Below are 17,460 nucleotides of genomic sequence, written 5' to 3' on the forward strand. Positions count from 1 at the left end.
ATTTGGTTACAGCGTTTCCAGCCGCGTAAGCGTGTCGCTGAGGGCGCGGGCGAAGTAGTTGACGGCGGGGATGGCGCGGTCGTAGTCCATGCGGGTGGGGCCGAGGACGCCGATGGCGCCGCGTTCGCGGGTTCCGATGTAGTAGGGGGCGGAGATAACGCTGCATTCCTGCATCGCGGTGATGTGGTTTTCGCGGCCGATCACGACCGTGACCTGGGAGGTGCGGACGGTTTGGGCAAGCGTTTGGAAGAGCATTGTGCCCTGCTGGAGGGAATCGAGGACCATTTCGATCTTGGCGACGTCCCGGAACTCGGGCTGGCGCAGGATCTCGGAGGTCCCTTCGAGGTAGATCTGGTCGTCGTCGGCGGCGGATTGGATCATCTGACGCAGGACTTGCAACAGGCTCTCAAAGAGGGCGCGCACGGACGGGGCGAATTCGGCCGGGGGCGCGCCGAGGGCCGCGTCGGGGCCGATGACGCTGTCGATGTTCTTGCCGGCCATCCCCGCGTTCAGAGCGTTGTTCACCGAGACGAGGTCGCTGGGGGTGAAGTCGGCCGATCCGGCGAAGCGGCGGGTTTCGACATGGCCGGTGCTGAGCAGGACGACGGCCAGGAGGCCCTTGTCGCCGGCGGGCGAAATGAAAACCTGGGAAATCTGTGTATCGGCGGGGCGGGGCGGGGTCGCCATGGATGTGTACGACGTCATCCGCGTCAGCAGGGCGCAGGTTTGGCGCAGCAGTTTGTCCAGCGCGAGCGATTGCTCCAGCGCGGCGGCCTGACGCGCGGCGCTCTTGGGGACGCTGCGCGCCTCCATCAAGTGGTCGACGTAAAAACGATACCCGCGATCCGAGGGGATGCGGCCGGCGCTGGTGTGTGGCTGCCGGAGCAGGCCCAGCTCCGCCAATTCCGCAAGCTCATTGCGAATCGTGGCGCTCTTGACTCCCAGCGCGTGACGCGCCGCGAGGTCTTCGCTGCCAATGGGCCGAACGGTCTCGACATAGTCGCGAACCACGGCGCCGAGTATTCGTTGTTTTCTGTCGTCGAGATACATTCCCGTAAAAATTATACCGTGACGGCGGCTGGATGTCAATGTCCGCATGGCGCCGAGCGGCTGTTCGCCCTTGACAACGGAGACGCCGCGCATGTATGATAGACAATTATGCCCGTTGCGCCCACCGCCGCTCCCGTCGCCGGAATCCCGCCGCTCTCACTGACGGCGTTCGAGGGCCCTCTCGACCTCCTGCTTCACCTGATCCGCGAGCACAAGATCGATATCGCGGACATTCCGATCCTCCAGGTCACGGAACATTATCTGGCGCATCTGCGGGCGATGGAGGCGATGAACCTCACCGTCGCCGGCGAGTTTTTGGTGATGGCGGCGACGCTGCTGGAGATCAAGAGCCGCCTGCTGTTGCCCAAGCCCCCGAAGGAAGTCGGAGAGGACGGGGAAGAGGGCGAGGATCCGCGCGAGGAGCTGGTGCAGCGCCTGCTGGATTATCAGCGGTATAAGGCGTTTGTCGCGACGCTCGCCACATGGGAGGACGACCGCCGGCAGGTCTTTTTTCGCGGCCAGGCGGCGTACGGGGATCTTTACGAACTGCCCGTGCCCTATGGCGAGTTTTCATCGGGTTCTCTGGTCAAGGCGCTGATGCGCCTGTTGACGGAGCTGGGATCGGATTCGACGGACGGCAAGGCCCATGTCGGCCGCGCCAAGGTCACCCTGCGTCTGGCGATGGCGACCCTCTGGCGAAAGATCCAGCGCGCCGGCGAGGCGGGAATTATCTTTGATGAGTGCTTCGAACGGCCCTTGATCCGCTTCGATGTCATCATGACGTTTTTGGCGCTGCTGGAGCTGCTGCGGCAGTCGCGCGTCTCCGCCGTTCAGGAAGAGATGCTGGGCGAGATCCGTTTGACGATGGACATTCAAAAGGCGGAAGACGAGACCGGCGAAGCCGCTCAAAACGACGCCGAGCACACCGAACACGCCGAGCCGCAGGGCGGTGTGGCGCCGACCGCTGAGATGGAAGAAGAGGAGACGGAATAGTTGGCCGCGACCGAAGCCCGTCAGGAAGAAACGCGCGTCTTTACGGCGAATGCGCTGCTCGCGCTGCTGGAAGGCTATTTGTTCGTTGCGATCGAGCCGGTGACGCCGGCGGAAGTGGCGAAAACGCTGGGAATCCACGCCGCGCAGGTCGAGGAGACCTTTGAGGATCTCGTCAATATCTACGCCCGGCGCGAGAAGTCCGGGCTGCATATTATGCGGATCGCCGGCGGCTATCAGATCGCGACGAAGTCCGAGCTGGCGCAGGATATCGGCAAGCTGCTCGCCGCGCCCGCCGGCAAGGCGCGCCTTTCAAAGCCGGCTTTGGAGACGCTCGCCATCGTCGCGTATCAGCAGCCCGTGACCGTGGCCGAGATGGAAGCCGTACGCGGCGTCAGCGTGGACGGTGTGATTAAGACGCTGCTGGATCGCCGGCTGGTGCGCGAGGACGGCCGAAAAGCCGTGCCGGGCCGCCCGATCCTGTACGCCACCACGCCGGAGTTTCTGCACTATTTTGGACTGTCGTCCCTGGAAGACTTGCCGCCGCTGGAGGATATCGCCGTCGCCGAAGCCGAGAAGGCCGAAGCCCACGACGCCCTCCAAGCCGTTGGACTTGAGGAGTAGTTCGTGATATTCTCTCAATTCGCCCGCCGCGCCGCCGTGGCCCTGGCTTTGACGCCCATCCTCTGCGGCCACGCCGTGGCGGCGCCGCCCGCGCTGGACGGCCCGACGACGCCGAAGTCGAACAGCAAGTTCTGCGTTCTGGAAGACGCCGTCACCGGCAAGGTGATGTGGGGAAAGAACGAAAACGTCCACCGGCCGATGGCGTCGACGACGAAGATGATGACGGCGATTCTGCTGCTGGAGCGCGGCCATCCGAACGATATCGTGACCGCGCCGCCCGGCATCGATCAACTGCCCGACAGCAGCCTGCATCTGACGCCCGGCGAGACGATCCCGCTGCACGATTTGATGTACGCGATGCTGCTGCGCTCCGCGAACGACTCCGCCGTTGCAGGGGCGACCTACCTGAATGGAACCGTGCCGGCGTTTGTCGAACAGATGAATTTGAAGGCGAAGGATATCGGCGCGCTCAACACGCACTTCGTGACGCCGAACGGCCTGTACGCGCCGGATCACTATTCGACGGCGGCGGACCTGGCGACCATCGCGCGCTACGCCGTCAACAACCTGACGGAGTTTAATAAGATCGTCCGCACGCCGAAGTACAAAGTGCAGCGATCGATCCACAAGGGCGATTCTTGGGTCGTCAATACGTCCAAGACATTCCTGCGCGACTTTCCGGGCGCCGACGGAATCAAGACCGGATATGTCCGCGAGGCGGGACATTGCTTTGTCGGATCGGCGACACGCAACGGCTGGCGCTTGATCGCGGTCGCGCTCAAGAGCAATAGCTGCCGGGAAGATGTCGAATCGCTGCTAAACTACGGGTTCGCGAACTACAAGCGCGTGCCGTTCATTCAGCAAGGTCAATCGGTCGGGCAGATCGCCGTGCGGAACGCGACTCAGCCGGTTCCGGTCGTCGCGGCGCGGGATTTGCAGGTCGTGGTGTCGCGGTGGAAGTCCGTTCCGGAGTTCAGCGTCACGGTGACGCCGCTGCCCGTGCTGCCGCCCGCGCCGATCGACGCCGGGACAAAGCTCGGCGTGTATAGCGTGATCGCGAATGGCAAGGTGCAGGCGACCGGCGACGCCGTCGCGGCGCAGGCCGTGCCGATGGCGGCGGGCGCGGCGGTCATGCATGCGACGCACAATTTAGGAACACGCATTGCGCGCGGACTGGGCGTGGGCCTGGGAACCGTGATGCTGCTGTGTATGGGAGTAATGGTATATGCAAGAACGTCTCCAAAAGGTATTGGCCGGAGCGGGGATCGGATCGAGACGAGCGTGCGAGGAGTGGATTAAAGAGGGCCGGGTCAAAGTCAACGGCCAGGTCGTCACGGAGCTCGGCGTCAAGGTGGACCCGGCGACGGATCGTATCTTATTTGACTCCAAGCTGGTGAAGGAGCCTTCCAAGCGCTACTATATCGTACTCAATAAACCCAAGGATGTCGTCTGCACGCTGCACGATCCGAACGCGGGACGCCTTGTCACGGACTTGGTGGATCTGCAAAGCAAGCCGATGCTGCGTCCGGTCGGCCGGCTGGATTCGGACAGCGAGGGTCTGATCTTCCTGACCGACGACGGCGATTTTCTCTACACTCTGACCCATCCCAAGCACCACGTGCCGAAGACCTACCGGGCCACCGTGCGCGGCGTTCCCAGCCCGGAAGCGCTGAAGAAGCTCGCGCTCGGCGTTCGCCTGGAAGACGGCGTCACCAAGCCCGCCGAAAACGTACGCGTGCGCAAGCGGTTCTCGGAAGGGGCGGGGAGCGTGGGCGGCTCCGAGGTGGAATTGACCATCCATGAGGGTAAGAACCGACAGGTGCGCCGCATGCTGGCGGCGGTCGGTCATCCCGTCTCGAAGCTTGTGCGCATCTCCATTGGCGGCGTGCGGCTGACGGGCCTGCCCTCCGGCGCCTGGCGCCACCTGACCGCAGAAGAAATTGCGTCGTTCGCGCTCAAATCCAGCACGGACACGAAAAAGAAGGCGCCGTCAAAGACGGCGGCAAAACCCGCGGCGAGCGCCGCAGAGGAGAAACCCGCATCATGGCCGACCGAACAGCCACCTTCGAAACGAGCAAAGGAACCATCGTCGTCCAGCTCGCCGAAACCGAAGCTCCAATCACAACTGCGAACTTCATCGATCTTGCCGAAAAAGGCTTCTACAACGGACTGACGTTCCATCGATACGTCCCGAACTTTGTTATTCAGGGCGGCGATCCCGACGGCAACGGCACCGGCGGCTCCGGCAAACATATCAAGCTGGAAGTCACCCCGTCGCTCAAGCACGACACCGCCGGAACGGTCGCCATGGCCCGGTCCGCGGCTCCGGACAGCGCCTCCAGCCAATTCTACTTCACGCTGGGTTCGACGCCGCATCTGGACATGAACTACGCCGTCTTCGGCAAAACCATCAGCGGCGTGGAGAACGTCCTCCAGCTTCGCGAAGGCGACCGCATCGATTCCATCACGATCAGCTAAGATCGGCCCTCACCCGGCGCTCCGCGCCACCCTCTCCCAATTCTGGGAGAGGGTTATATCCCCATTCTTCGCAATTATGCCGATTTGCGGCCTTCATGATAAAATCCCTTTGCAGATCCGTTTTAATATGATATGATGGACTCGTCAAATCCTAACGTACTGAGTGTGGTCGAAAGGAACATTATTTTCATGGCGCGATTGCAAATATCCCGTAAAGATCAGACAGGTTTTACTCTCATTGAGCTCCTCGTCGTGATAGCCATCATCGCGATTCTCGCGGCCATTCTCTTCCCCGTCTTCGCCAAAGCGCGTGAGAAGGCGCGGCAGATCTCCTGCGTTTCTAACGAAAAGCAGTTGGGATTGGGTTTCATGCAGTACAGCCAGGACAACGACGAGCACTATCCCGTCGGCCTCGGCAACCATCGCGGCGGCGGCTGGGCTGGCGCGGTTTACCCGTATGTCAAGAGCGTTGGCGTCTACAAATGTCCCGATGACCCGACTACCGCCGACAACTCCGTCACCCCCGCACGCGTCCCCGTCTCCTACGGCTACAATCTGAACATCGCCCAAACGTCCTCCACGGGGCTGGGCGGAGCGGATAGTCAGGTGAAAGCGCCGTCGCAGACGATCCTCCTGTTCGAGCTGCGCGGCAGCCGCGCCATGGTGACCGACTTGCAGGAGGGAGGCGCCGCGCGGGATCGCAGCTCGATTTCCGGTGATGGAAACAACCTGCTCTCGTACGATAACGCGGACGCGGAACAAAGCAGCAATTCGGCTGCGACCGGCGGCGCGACTCCCGGCGGCGCGCAATATGACACAGGCGAAGTGGTCGGATGGAACACCACATTCCAGACACAGCAATGGCTGCCGACCGGGCGCCATACCGATGGCGCAAATTACCTGCTGGACGACGGACACGCCAAGTTCTTCAAGCCAGGCAATGTTGTCAACGCCCAGGACGATATTCACGCAATTTATTGGGGCCAGAGTTAGAACACGCGTCACGGTTAAGGGGGCTCAATGCGGATGCAACGGAAACCGATGGTCGCGGCCTGGGCAGTGAGCGCGCTTTTGCTCCTGCCCCTGGCGCAAGGTCATGCGAAGACGATCTCGTTTACAGGCTCGATGAAGACGCAGCTGGACTTCACCCGGACCTATGTAGTAGATGTTGGCGCGCCGCTCAAGACGCTCACTCTCAGCATTCCCATCCCGCAGTCCGGATCGATCTTCGGTTATGCGGAGACGACGAACGCGCCAATCATCGAATCGAGCGCGCCGGCGACCAGTGAGAAGGACGTGACCGATCATTTCGGCAACTTCACGCATGTCATGGAGTTTGACAACGTCGCACCTGGAACCCTCACGGTCCAGGTGACCGTCAAAGAGCTGACACTTGCCACGGATCTCGACACAGGGCTTCCGACGGCGCCGTTCCCGGTCGATGTCACGGACGGCGATGCGATCATCTGCCTCAAGCCCACGCAGAATTCACAAAGCGACAGCGACGAGATCCGCGCTCTGGCGCAGACGATCACCACGGGGGCCGCGGACGAAGCGGCGGCGGCGCGGGCGATTTCGACCTGGATGGTCAGCAACATCACCTACGACGACGCCGCTGACAGAGTGCGCACTCCCGCGCTGACGACGTTGGCGAACCACAAGGCTCGGTGCGACGGCTGGGCAAACCTCTTTATGGCGATTGCCCGCGCCTCCGGCATCCCCGCCCGTTACGCGGGCGGCTACTGGATCTCGCCGCAGATCTCATACACCGGCGGCGCCCCAACAATCCAGAAAGTCGCCTCCGACCACACCCACGCCTGGGTGGAGCTCTGGTTTCCCAATGCCGGCTGGATCCCGTACGAGCCCCAGCAGACCGTTGGATTTGTCGACACGCATCATCTGCGCGTGTGGCAGCTCCCCGACAGCGCCGCCTCGGCGCAAACCCTGAACTTCACGGCCGACAGCGCGACCCGCCCGCCGGTCGAACTGAAGCTGACTTCGTCTTTTGACAATCTCACCGACACGATCACGCTGACGCCGGGCGAGACGACGGAAGAAGCCGGTGAGAAAAACCTGTTTCTGCGCAAATGATTCTCGCCAAGTGACCCAGCGCCAAAAAACGCAGCCCGGCAAAGTGTCTTCTTTGTCGCGGCTGCGTTTTTTGCTGTGTGTCTATCGCGGCGTCTGCTTACACCGGCGCCTGACAGTTCACCATCCACGGGATGCCGTATTTGTCGAAGAGCATTCCGAAACCGGTGGAGAAGAAGCTCTTTTCGAACGGCATCAGTATGCTTCCATCCTCCGAAAGCGCGTCGAACACACGCCTGCACTCATCAACGTCGTCCAGGCCGATTGACACCGAGAAACCCGTAGGTTTTCCGAAATGCGATGGCGCATCCGCGCCCATCAGAATGTTGCCCTTCACTCGGTAAGTCGTGTGCATGACCCGGTCGAGCTGATCGGCCGGCGTATGCTCGGCCATCGGCGAATCCCGATAGGTCATCATCATGAGAATTTCGCCGCCGAGAATCGATTGGTAGAACTCGAACGCCTCTTTGCATCGCCCGTCAAAAGCAAGATACGTGTTGATCTGCATGTTCTTCTCCCGCGTCTCCGCGTCTCCCGCGCTGGCTTCGCCAATGGTTATTCGCGACTTCAATGAGTCACATTCTTCAATAACATATGTCTGGCGGAGTGTCAAGTTTTTGGCCGAAATAAATCGCCGCTGTTGTTACTGTTCCGCGAATATGTCCTCCTTAAGTGTTCTGCGATTATGTCCTCGTCGAACCTTAAGGAATGGAGATATTGACGTTGACTGTCTCGGAACAAAGAACCATCGATCTGCTTACTCGACTGGCAGCTCACCAGATCACCGTGGAGCGAACGGCAGAGCTTCTTGGGCTCTCTTCTCGTCAGGTCCAGCGCAAGCTTAAACGCTTTCTGGCCGAAGGAGTAAGTGCGATCCCACACGGCAATCGCCGCCGAAAGCCGCATAATATCCTCGATCCAGACACACGGACACGGGTCCTTGCTCTGACCAGCACCGGCGGACCCTATCATGGGTTCAATGTTTGCCACACGCGCGACTTGCTGGCCGCTAACGATGACATCCAAATCGGGCGTTCCACCTTGCACAAGCTTCTTCACCCCAAAGCTCCCCCAGAGGTTAAGGATGCGAAACCTGCGCGTGGTGTGGTGCGTCGCCGACGCTTGCGCAAAGCCGCTTCGGGCATGATGGTGCAGATTGATGGCTCCCCCCACGATTGGCTCGAAGGACGCGGGCCTCGCCTGTGCTTGATGGGCGCCATCGATGACGCCGACAACCATGTCCTGCATGCCCATTTTCGTCCGAACGAAGATGCTGCTGGTTATCTCTGGATGTTCCGAGCGATTGCCATCGAGTATGGCCTGCCCGCCAGCTACTACCATGACAAACACACCATCTTGAGATCGCCCAAAAAGGCCACGATCGAGGACGAACTGGCCGGACAGATCCCCATGAGCCATGTCCAGAAAGTACTCCATGACCTGGGCGTCGAGAGCATCGCCGCCCATTCCCCGCAAGCCAAGGGTCGGATCGAGCGGCTCTGGAGCACCTTTCAAGACCGGCTCGTCAAAGAAATGCGTTTGGCGGGTATCTCGACGATGGAGCAGGCGAATGCATTCTTGCCGGCGTTCATCGCAAAACACAATGCTCAGTTCGGCATCGAGGCGGCCGATCCCAACTCGGCGTTCATTGCTCTGGAACCCGGTTTTGATCTGGACTACTATTTCAGCATCCAGGAAACTCGCACCGTCAAGGCGGACCACACGCTGAGTTTCGAGGGCAAAGTCTACCAGATTACCGCTGCCTCGCGAAGCCGCTCGCTGGCGGGCCAAAAAGTGAGCGCTCGAGTAAATCCCGAAGGCCAGCTTCACCTCTACGATGGGAAAAGACGGCTCGATTATCGCCTTGCGTCTGCCGCGCCAGCGAAGGCAAAGCCCGTACAACCCTCACCCGAAGCTCCGAAATCTCCACTCGAAACTCCGAAATCTCAGCCCTGCGATCCAGCCGCCGCTGTTAGAAAAAGAGCCTGGCTTCATACGGCGTCCCCCTAACACAAAATGGACAAAATCGCAGAACACTTAGCGGACATTATCGCGGAGCAGGAACAGTTTTTGGCCGAAATAAATCGCCGCTGCGCGTAAGTCTTTAAAGCAAATGGGAGTTCATAAGAATCGCGGATGTAAAATCCACGTCTGGGAAGCCTTCGGCTAATTGTCCGTCCGGCACGGACGGTTAGGGCGAAGCCCTTCCCAGGCGTGGGTTTTATACCCGCGATCCATTTATTATGAGAAACGGAGAGAAGCTACGGCGCCGCGATGTACCATTTCTGATTGGAGCCGCCGTTGTAGGCCCAGAGGTCGAGCTGTAAGCCTTTCGTGGAGCTGGAGCCGGGAACGTCAATGACGCTCGTGCCGTTGCCGCTGCCGTTCATGGTGGCGAGAACGTAAGAGCCGTCGCTGGCGCGGTATATCTTGTATTGCTGGCATGTTCCGGCCCAGTAGGCGTATAGATCGAGCGCCGTTCCGTTGGCGTTGGAGCAATTGAGCGCGTCAAGCGCCAGGCCGCCGTTGGCGCAGGTAATCTCATAGATCCCCCAGCCAAGCTGGTGGAATACCCATTGCTGGCAGTTCAGCCCCGTATAGGTGTTTTGCGCGACCGCCTGCCCCGAAACCCCCGTGCAGCCCCAGTCATCCCACGCCAATCCGTTGGCCTGGCTGGTGACTTTGTATGTTCCGTTCGCGATCCAATCCGGAGACATATAAGGCCACCCGCTGCTCCAGGTGAGATGCGAGACGGCAAGTCTTGGGTACCCGTTGCTGTTTGCGTCCACATAGTGATAGGACGCATACTCCGCGCCGCCATCGTTCAAGTATCCAAAGTGCCCTGGACCGATACACGGAGAGGAGCTGCCGATAAATACCGTGTTCCCGGTAAATCCGCCCGAGGGGCTGGTCGATCGGGCGACGCTGACATAATACGTGCTGCTCGTACCGTTACAGCATGACCCACGGTTGTAGAACACATAGTAGTATCCGCCGTGGTACACCATGTACGAGGCTTCGGCGTCGGAGATATTCACGATGTTGTATTTCGTGGAGTTGAGAAGCTTGCCGGTGGATGCGTTGAGCTGGGCGTCGTAAATTCCGTTGTTCCACGATCCCCAGGTAATCCAGTAGTTGCCGCTGGCGTCCTTGAACATCGAAGGATCGATGGCGTTATACGCGCTGCTGCTGTTGGAGGACACCACCACGCCCTGATCGGTCCATGTGCTGAGGTCGCTGCTCGTCGCCACCCCGATCACTGAGACTTTCGATCCAAAGGTGGAGCAGGAGTAGTACAGATAGTATTTTCCGCCCATGTAAATCAGATCGGGCGCCCAGAAGTAGCCGCTGAAGCCGGAGACATAGCTCTGGATCCAGCTCGGGCCGTTGCCGCTGCCGAAAATCGAAGAGACGGTGGTCCAGTTGACGAGGTCGGTGGACGTCTTATGCGTGATGCCCTGGCCGTCCCCAAAGACATGATAGGTGCTTCCCACCTTGACGATGGTGGATGGATCGAAAATACCGTCGTCGCCCTCCATTGCCCACGCGCCTCCGCATGCAAAGGCTGCCGTCATCAATAGCACTAGCACAGTGGCGGCGCGCCGAATCGATTTCCCGCAGCAGTGGCGGGAGATCCCCTCGATCGCTTCGTTGACGTATCCTGAAATAGCGTTCATGTCCCATCCTTTCTCAAATGGCCGGCGATGGCTCCTCTGACGGATCAGTTCACAAGGTTTTATTGCAATTGTGACAATAGAATCATTTGTGATTGAGCTCATGGCGGAGAGGAAACTCAATGCGAAAGTTCATATTGCAATTGTTTCAAATAAACCGATGTGTCTTCTGCCGCCCACGCAGTCCAGTATAACACAAAGCCCAAAGGTCGTCAATATCAATTTATTACCTATATTACCAATTAATTATATTGGTAATATAGGCGCATTCCGCCATGAGTTGGAGGGTGGGGAGCGACGCGTGATTTGGGATCAGCTGCGTTCGATCTCGCTCGCCGCGCGGTCGAGCGCGGCGGTGATGGCGGCGAGGGATTCGGGCGAAAGCTCGCCTTTGGACAGACGCACTTGAATGGCGGCGCGCAGGTTGTCCATGGCGCGTCCCATTTCCGGCGCCGGAGGACCGCCGAAACGCATGCGCGCGCCCTCGATCCGGGCGCGTATCGCCTGTATCGCTTCGGCGTTGGCTTCGAGCGCGGCGCGGCCCTCATCGGTGACGCTGTAGAGCTTTTTGGTCGCCTGCGATTCGCTGGCGATCGATCCCGTTTCTTCCAGGAATGTCAGCGTGGGATAGATGACGCCCGGGCTTGGCGTATAGTGCCCGTTCATCATCTCTTCGATCGCCTTGATAATCTCGTAGCCATGCCGGGGCTGGACGGCGATAAGATCGAGGACGAGCCAGCGAAGATCTCCCTGCTCTAAAGGCCGCTCCGGCCGGCCCGGCCCTCGGCCAAAACCGCCAAATCCATGGCGATCCCGTCCATGGCGTCCGCCGCCGCCTCGCCCTTCCCATCCGCTGCCAAACATGGCCCTCTCTCCTTCGTCGATCGTATCCGCGAAGTCTACCCGATCCTCGCCCGGCGTGTCGCCTGGACGAGACCCATCGCAGCCATACCGACCGCGTCCATGCGGTCCAAACCCGTGCGGCCCGAAGCCATGGAGGCCGAACCCACGCGGTCCAAAGCCACCGCGCCCGCCATGTCCGTGCTCCCGTCCGCCATGCATTCCCCGAGAATCCTGGTGTCTGCCCCCGTGATGTTGATGTCCGTACATATTTTCTTCTCTTTCTTCGGAGCTCTGCTCCATTTGGTCAATTGTATATGGATCTATCTGAGATATCTTTTAGACAAATCTTAGATATATCTAATATGATTATACACGCAGACGAATAAAAAAGCAAGATGGAGAATTTTTTTTTGGCTTAGAGGACAGGGAGTTCTTGCGGAGTGAGAATTTGGTCGTCGAACCGGACCCGGATGCGGCCGGCGTCGAAGCGGACGCGCAGGTTTCGGTGTTTTGTCAGATAGAACAGGCCGACGATCGCGGCGGCAAAGCCCGAGGCGGCGCCGATGCAGAGCGCCCAGCGCGGGCCGAATGCATCCGCGACGCGTCCAACAATGGGAGCGCCGATCGGGGTTCCGCCCAGAGCGATGGCGAGGAGGATCGCCATCACGCGGCCGCGCATGACGGGTTCGGTCGCGAGCTGCACCGTGCTGATCGCGGTCGTGGTGAAGGTCTGCGCGGATACGCCGATGAGCGCGAGCGTGAGACCGAAGAGCCAGTAGCTAGGCATGACCGCCGCCAGCGCGAAGCCGAAGCCGAAGACTGCGGCGCCGGCGAGCAGCAGTTCGACCCGGGGCTTCTCTCGCCGGGCGGAGAGAAGCGCGCCGGTTACCGAGCCCACCGCCATGATCGACGTCAGCAGGCCGTATCGGCTCGCTCCCGCGTGAAACACGGTGACCGACATCGTGGAAATGAAGATCGGAAAGTTGACGCCGAATGTGCCGATCAGAAATAGCATCAGAAGGATGGCTTTCAGATCCGGACGCTTCCAGACATAGCGGAAGCCTTCGGCGAGACCGCCGCGTGTTCGCGGCGCTTTATTGCCCCGATGGAGCTCATGGACGCGCAGAAGACAGAGCGAGACGATCACGGCGGCAAATGACGCGGCGTTGATCAGGAAGACCCACCCGGAGCCTACGTTGGCGATGAGGACGCCGGCGATGGCGGGGCCGATCATCCGCGCGGCGTTGAACGATGTGGAGTTCAGCGCCACCGCGTTCGACAGATCCGCCTCGCCGACCAGCTCCGAGACAAACGTCTGGCGCGCGGGCGCATCGAACGCGGTGACGCATCCCAGCAGAAGCGCGAACACATATACGTGCCACAGGTGGACAAGACCGGCGACGGTCAGCAGCCCCAGCCCGAGCGCCAGGGTTCCCATCGCCGCCTGGGTGGCGATGAGCAGCTTCCGCCGGTCGAGATGATCGGCGGCGAACCCCGTCAGCGGCAGCAGGAGGACCTGTGGTCCGAACTGAAGCGCCATCACCACGCCGACGGCGGTGGCGTTGTGGTGCGTCAGCTGGGTGAGGACGACCCAGTCCTGGGCGGTGCGCTGCATCCATGTTCCCACATTGGACACGATCGCCCCGCCGGCCCACATACGGTAATTGAAGCTCGTCAGCGAGCGAAAGGCGCCGCGCATCGGGACGCTCACGCGCGGCTGCTTTCCAGCAGGTCGAGGATTTCCTGAGTCGTTCCCGTTTCGCCCAGCTTCGGAAAGATTCGGGTGACGCTGTTGATATGGGCGTCCATGTTCATGTCGGTCATGGCGTCCACGGCGAGGGTGACATGGAATCCGAGCTCATAGGCGCAGCGTGCGGTGGATTCGGCGCCGATGCTGGTGGCGACGCCGGCGACCACAACCTGAGTGACGCCCTGTTTCTTCAAATATTCCTCAAGATCCGTGTTGGTGAATGCTCCCCACGTTCGTTTGGTGACGGTGTGGTCCGTGGGCTGCTGGTTCAGTTCAGGGATGAGATCCGTCCATCCAGCGGGGAATTCTCCGCGATTGCGAGACTGTTCCGTCCGTCCCGGCGCTCCCGCATCCACGTTGACGAGCGCCACCGGCAAACCCTTGCCGCGAAATGCGCTTACCAGCGCGCCGGCGTTTGTGATGACTTCGGCTATCGGGTGTACGGTCGGCATGCCGACAACGCCTTTTTGCAGGTCAATGACGATCAGGGCGGTTTGAGGGTCGAGTGCTGTGAGAGGCATGATGTTTCTTTCCGTGAGAGGAGTAACGTCGGTCAAGATTCCGCCAGGCGTTTGATGATCTCGCCGGCGTCGAACAGGGTTTTCTGCTCCTCGTCGTCGAGCTGGGCGATGGCGTGCGCCAGCCATGTCCGCTTCGCGTTCTGGCTGCTGCTGCGCACGGCCGCCCCTTCCGCAGTCAGCGCGATGTTCATTTGGCGTCCGTCAGTCGGGTGCGGCGCGCGCTCGACCATCCCTAGCTCTTCCAGCGCCGCGATGGTGGCGCCCATCGACTGCGGTTTCATGCCCTCCGCGCGCGCCAGATCGGCGATTGTGGCCGGCCCGTGCCGGTCCAGGCGCGCCATCACCATCGCCTGTGTCCAGGAGAGGTCATAGGCGCCTCCCGCCGCGCGCGCGCGGCGCACTAAGAGGCCAATTGCTTGAGCGAAATCGATGACAGCGGTATCGAAGGGTGGTTGGGGCGTCATGGAGAGAGTATACAATATAAAAAGCCAAACTTGCAAGTTTATCTTGCAAGTTTATCTTGCAAGTTTGGCTTCTGAAATCGAATAGGGAGTGAGAATGCGGCTTTTAAAGCAGGGACAGCAACGCGGCCTTCACCAGCCCGAGGCAGGTGAAATACCACCAGTATGATTTTTTGCGGATTGCTCGCATGGGCGATTGAGCCTTTCCTACAACCGCGCCTGGCGCGCGTCGGCGATCTGGCCCGCCAGCGTCCGGCACAGTTTTTTCATGATATTCCGCGAAAAATCGTCCGGCGCATTCTCCAGACCTTTCTGGGCGTAGGGCAGGGCGTCGGCCGGGCGGTGGGCGTTTGCGGCGAGGAGCATCGCCATTTGCCGATCGAGCTCGTAGTCCTTGGGGTTTTGGGCGATGCCTTTTTTGAGGACCGCCACGCCTTCGTTGATATGACCGGTGCGCGGCAGGATCGTGCCGCCCATGATGTAGTACGCCTCGACGAAGTGCGGGTCCAGCGCGATGATCGTTTTGAGCATCGGCAGAAGGCTCTCGTTTTTGGACCAATCGCCGCCGTCGGCGATGTGCTGGTGGTGGTAATGGTCGACCACCTTCATCCAGAGGAGATTCGCGGCGACGGAGCGGAACTGGCCGGCGGCCATCGCCACGGAGCCGCTGGTGTCCTTGCCGATCGCCGACTGCAAATAGCCTTCCCGAACCGCTGTCGGCATGGAGGCGGCGTCGAAGGATCCCGCCGCGACCAGCAGCAGGCAGGCGGTCGCGAGGGCGCGCGCGAGGCGGCGCTTCGGTTTACGCCTTTGACGCATTGACGAACCTCCGCGTTCGCGTCACGCGCTTCCATTGCATGGCGGCCGCGCCCAGAAACAGCGCTCCCATGCCCGCCAGCTGAATGCGCTCCTCTTGGGAATACTTCGGATCGCCCCAGTGCTCCAGCAGCTCATCCCCATCGCCATCGTCGGCGGGCTGCATGCTGGGAACGGGATTGTTGACCGTCGCCGCCTCGGGCGCCGGAGCGGCGAGCGCCGCATGGACGGCGGCGGGGTGGGGCAGCGTGTCGGCGTGCGTGGGCAGCCGGAAGCTGAGCAGGCTGACGCTGCTCAGCGTGAGCACGATGGCGGGGACGACGAGGTACGGAGCAAGGTCAAACTTTCGGGCGCGCATTACAGTTCCCTCCGGCTGAACGAGATCGACGCCAGGGTGAGCATGGCGGCGGTGTAGCAGAGGCCGTACAGCGCCGTCTGCCAGAGATATAGGTTCGGGACGGTCAGATGATGGACCAGAGCGTCCTTGAAGTTGAAGCTTTCCAGACTTGGAAGCAGATGATACAGGCCGTTGATCGTCACTTTGTTGAACGCGCTGGGATGCTTCGACATCAGCGACGTATACAATTGGAACTTGACATTGCCCAGCAGGCAGATGACGACGGAAAGGAACCACGCCAGCGGCCACGAGCATACCGTGGAGAGCGTGAGCGAGATGGCGGCGAGGATCGCCGTTTCCAGAAAGAGAAAGGGTACGACGTACAGGACGGCGAAGTCGATGTGTCCGGCGAGGAACCACCACTCCACGAAGACGAACGCAATCGCCATGACCGCCATACCGATCGCCACCGTGCCCATGGCGCCGGCGAACTTGCCCAGGACGAACTGTCCTCGGCTCACAGCCTTCGCCAGAACGGGATAGACCGTCTTCTGCTCCATCTCGCCGGGCAGTCCCGTCACGGTGATCGTGATCGCGATGGCGGCGCTGACGAAGAACATGGAGGCCAGCGAAAGGTCGGCCAGCATCTTCGCCTGGACCTTGTTGTCGAAGTGCGCCAGCACCGTCGCGCCGAAGATCATCACGACCGCGACCATGAGCAGCACATGGAAGACCTGCTTGCGCGCGCCTTCCAGCATGGTGATGCGGCCGATAATTCCAATATTGCGCAATGCCTGCATAGGGTGGGTGGCTCCTACTGTCCGGTCGATCCGACCAAGCGTAAAAAGGCGTCTTCCAGCGTCTCATGCCGCTGCGTCACCGAGATGACGCGCGCTTTGTGCTGCTCCAGCAGCCCCATGACGCGGTACAAAACGGCGGCGGGCGCCACGAGGCGGCTGCGAAGCCCTTCGGCTTGCGGCGCCAGGGATCCGCCGAGCGTCGCGATCTCCTGCGCCAGGGTTTCGTCGCCGTCCATCGATTCCAGAAGCACCGCGACCTCGTCGTCGCCTTGCGTGATCTCGCTGGGAGCGCCGCAGGCGACAAGCTCGCCCTGATGCAGCACCGCGACCCGGTCGCACAGCGATTCCATTTCGGACAGCAGATGCGAGGAGATAAAAAGCGTCTTGCCTTCGTCCTTCAATTCCTGAAGCAGCTCGCGCAGCTCCTTGCGGCCGATGGGATCGAGGCCCGACGACGGCTCGTCCATGATCAAAAGCTGGGGATCGCCGGCGAGCGCGGTGGCGAGACCGACACGCTGGACCATGCCTTTGGAGCACTTGGACAGTCTCAAATTGCGGTACTCATAAGCGCCGACGCGGCGCAGCAGCGCTTCCGTATGGTCTTTGCCAGCGCGGCCGTGCAATCCGGCAAAGCCGGCGTGCGCGGCGACCACTTCCTGGGCCGTCAAAAACTTGGGGAAATACGGCTGCTCCGGCAGGTAACCCACGGCGCGTCGCGCGTCGGGATCCTCCACCGGGACGCCAAAGAGCGTGGCTGATCCCTGCGTGGGCGGAATGAAGCCGAGGAGCATTTTGATGGTCGTCGTTTTACCGGCGCCGTTCGGGCCTAAGAAACCGAAGAGGCCGCCTGCGGGAACATCAAGATCGAGATTCTTTACGGCGAGGCGCATTTCTTTACGCCGGGCTGCTGGATATTCCTTGCGAAAACCGGAGATATGGATCGCTGTGTCGGTCATGGCGTTAGGATTCCTATAAAGTGGGAACAGGTTCCGTTATGATTATCGGCTGTTACCGGTGTGACTTTAGGG

The 17,460-nt window shown here is 60.7% G+C and carries 20 protein-coding genes; 8 read left to right on the top strand and 12 right to left on the bottom strand.

What is annotated here, in order from left to right; translation table 11 throughout:
* Positions 1-6: 6 nt before the first annotated feature.
* On the bottom strand, positions 7-1,143 hold the full coding sequence (gene hrcA / locus D5261_RS20035) for a heat-inducible transcriptional repressor HrcA (protein ID WP_119324059.1): 1,137 nt from the start codon (positions 1,141-1,143) through the stop codon (positions 7-9).
* 15 nt (positions 1,144-1,158) lie between these two features.
* Here hrcA and D5261_RS20040 point away from each other — a divergent pair, with 15 nt between their 5' ends.
* The 7 genes from D5261_RS20040 (at position 1,159) to D5261_RS20070 (ending at position 7,233) form a co-directional block, all read left to right on the top strand.
* Positions 1,159-2,043 carry a segregation and condensation protein A gene (locus D5261_RS20040; protein WP_119324058.1) on the top strand — a complete coding sequence of 295 codons (885 nt, stop codon included), beginning with the start codon at positions 1,159-1,161 and terminating at the stop codon, positions 2,041-2,043.
* Complete coding sequence (gene scpB, locus D5261_RS20045) at positions 2,044-2,664, top strand: SMC-Scp complex subunit ScpB (RefSeq protein WP_119324057.1); 621 nt, start codon at positions 2,044-2,046, stop codon at positions 2,662-2,664.
* Between the two features lie 3 nt (positions 2,665-2,667).
* Positions 2,668-3,963 (top strand): D-alanyl-D-alanine carboxypeptidase family protein, encoded by a 1,296-nt coding sequence (locus D5261_RS20050; RefSeq protein ID WP_119324056.1) that lies wholly within the window; start codon positions 2,668-2,670, stop codon positions 3,961-3,963.
* Positions 3,890-4,837 carry a pseudouridine synthase gene (locus tag D5261_RS20055; protein ID WP_218025733.1) on the top strand — a complete coding sequence of 316 codons (948 nt, stop codon included), beginning with the start codon at positions 3,890-3,892 and terminating at the stop codon, positions 4,835-4,837. Before D5261_RS20050 ends, D5261_RS20055 begins: the two co-directional genes overlap by 74 nt.
* Positions 4,750-5,142: a peptidylprolyl isomerase gene (locus D5261_RS20060; RefSeq protein ID WP_245992649.1), complete on the top strand. Its 393-nt coding sequence runs from the start codon at positions 4,750-4,752 to the stop codon at positions 5,140-5,142. Before D5261_RS20055 ends, D5261_RS20060 begins: the two co-directional genes overlap by 88 nt.
* Before the next feature lie 189 nt (positions 5,143-5,331).
* Complete coding sequence (locus D5261_RS20065) at positions 5,332-6,135, top strand: DUF1559 family PulG-like putative transporter (protein WP_119324054.1); 804 nt, start codon at positions 5,332-5,334, stop codon at positions 6,133-6,135.
* A 33-nt stretch (positions 6,136-6,168) separates the two neighbouring features.
* Complete coding sequence (locus D5261_RS20070) at positions 6,169-7,233, top strand: transglutaminase-like domain-containing protein (RefSeq protein ID WP_165864544.1); 1,065 nt, start codon at positions 6,169-6,171, stop codon at positions 7,231-7,233.
* A gap of 97 nt (positions 7,234-7,330) precedes the next feature.
* Here D5261_RS20070 and D5261_RS20075 read toward each other — a convergent pair whose 3' ends face one another.
* On the bottom strand, positions 7,331-7,801 hold the full coding sequence (locus D5261_RS20075; RefSeq protein ID WP_218025732.1) for a VOC family protein: 471 nt from the start codon (positions 7,799-7,801) through the stop codon (positions 7,331-7,333).
* Positions 7,802-7,953: 152 nt separating this feature from the next.
* Between D5261_RS20075 and D5261_RS20080 the strand changes: the two genes are divergently transcribed.
* Positions 7,954-9,240, top strand: coding sequence for an ISNCY family transposase (locus D5261_RS20080; protein ID WP_301002113.1), 1,287 nt, complete (start codon positions 7,954-7,956; stop codon positions 9,238-9,240).
* Positions 9,241-9,491: 251 nt separating this feature from the next.
* Here D5261_RS20080 and D5261_RS20085 read toward each other — a convergent pair whose 3' ends face one another.
* The 10 genes from D5261_RS20085 to D5261_RS20130 form a co-directional block, all read right to left on the bottom strand.
* The gene (locus D5261_RS20085; RefSeq protein WP_165864606.1) at positions 9,492-10,907 is read right to left on the bottom strand and encodes a family 43 glycosylhydrolase; all 1,416 of its coding nucleotides are present in this window, start codon (positions 10,905-10,907) and stop codon (positions 9,492-9,494) included.
* A gap of 309 nt (positions 10,908-11,216) precedes the next feature.
* The gene (locus D5261_RS20090) at positions 11,217-11,768 is read right to left on the bottom strand and encodes a PadR family transcriptional regulator (protein WP_165864605.1); all 552 of its coding nucleotides are present in this window, start codon (positions 11,766-11,768) and stop codon (positions 11,217-11,219) included.
* Between the two features lie 35 nt (positions 11,769-11,803).
* The gene (locus D5261_RS20095) at positions 11,804-11,962 is read right to left on the bottom strand and encodes a hypothetical protein (protein WP_165864604.1); all 159 of its coding nucleotides are present in this window, start codon (positions 11,960-11,962) and stop codon (positions 11,804-11,806) included.
* Positions 11,963-12,162: 200 nt separating this feature from the next.
* The gene (locus D5261_RS20100) at positions 12,163-13,446 is read right to left on the bottom strand and encodes an MFS transporter (protein WP_119324572.1); all 1,284 of its coding nucleotides are present in this window, start codon (positions 13,444-13,446) and stop codon (positions 12,163-12,165) included.
* Positions 13,447-13,454: 8 nt separating this feature from the next.
* Complete coding sequence (locus tag D5261_RS20105) at positions 13,455-14,018, bottom strand: isochorismatase family protein (RefSeq protein ID WP_119324562.1); 564 nt, start codon at positions 14,016-14,018, stop codon at positions 13,455-13,457.
* Between the two features lie 32 nt (positions 14,019-14,050).
* Positions 14,051-14,482 carry a MarR family winged helix-turn-helix transcriptional regulator gene (locus D5261_RS20110; RefSeq protein WP_119324561.1) on the bottom strand — a complete coding sequence of 144 codons (432 nt, stop codon included), beginning with the start codon at positions 14,480-14,482 and terminating at the stop codon, positions 14,051-14,053.
* A gap of 204 nt (positions 14,483-14,686) precedes the next feature.
* On the bottom strand, positions 14,687-15,298 hold the full coding sequence (locus D5261_RS20115) for a tetratricopeptide repeat protein (RefSeq protein ID WP_119324560.1): 612 nt from the start codon (positions 15,296-15,298) through the stop codon (positions 14,687-14,689).
* Positions 15,282-15,653, bottom strand: coding sequence for a hypothetical protein (locus tag D5261_RS20120; RefSeq protein WP_119324559.1), 372 nt, complete (start codon positions 15,651-15,653; stop codon positions 15,282-15,284). Before D5261_RS20120 ends, D5261_RS20115 begins: the two co-directional genes overlap by 17 nt.
* Complete coding sequence (locus tag D5261_RS20125) at positions 15,653-16,432, bottom strand: ABC transporter permease (protein WP_119324558.1); 780 nt, start codon at positions 16,430-16,432, stop codon at positions 15,653-15,655. The genes D5261_RS20120 and D5261_RS20125 overlap by 1 nt, the downstream gene beginning before the upstream one ends.
* 14 nt (positions 16,433-16,446) lie before the next feature.
* Entirely contained in the window at positions 16,447-17,388 is a 942-nt protein-coding gene (locus D5261_RS20130; protein WP_119324557.1) for an ABC transporter ATP-binding protein, read from the bottom strand.
* Positions 17,389-17,460: the final 72 nt, after the last annotated feature.

The sequence above is a fragment of the Capsulimonas corticalis genome (assembly GCF_003574315.2).
In the GTDB taxonomy this organism is placed as follows: Bacteria; Armatimonadota; Armatimonadia; order Armatimonadales; family Capsulimonadaceae; genus Capsulimonas; species Capsulimonas corticalis.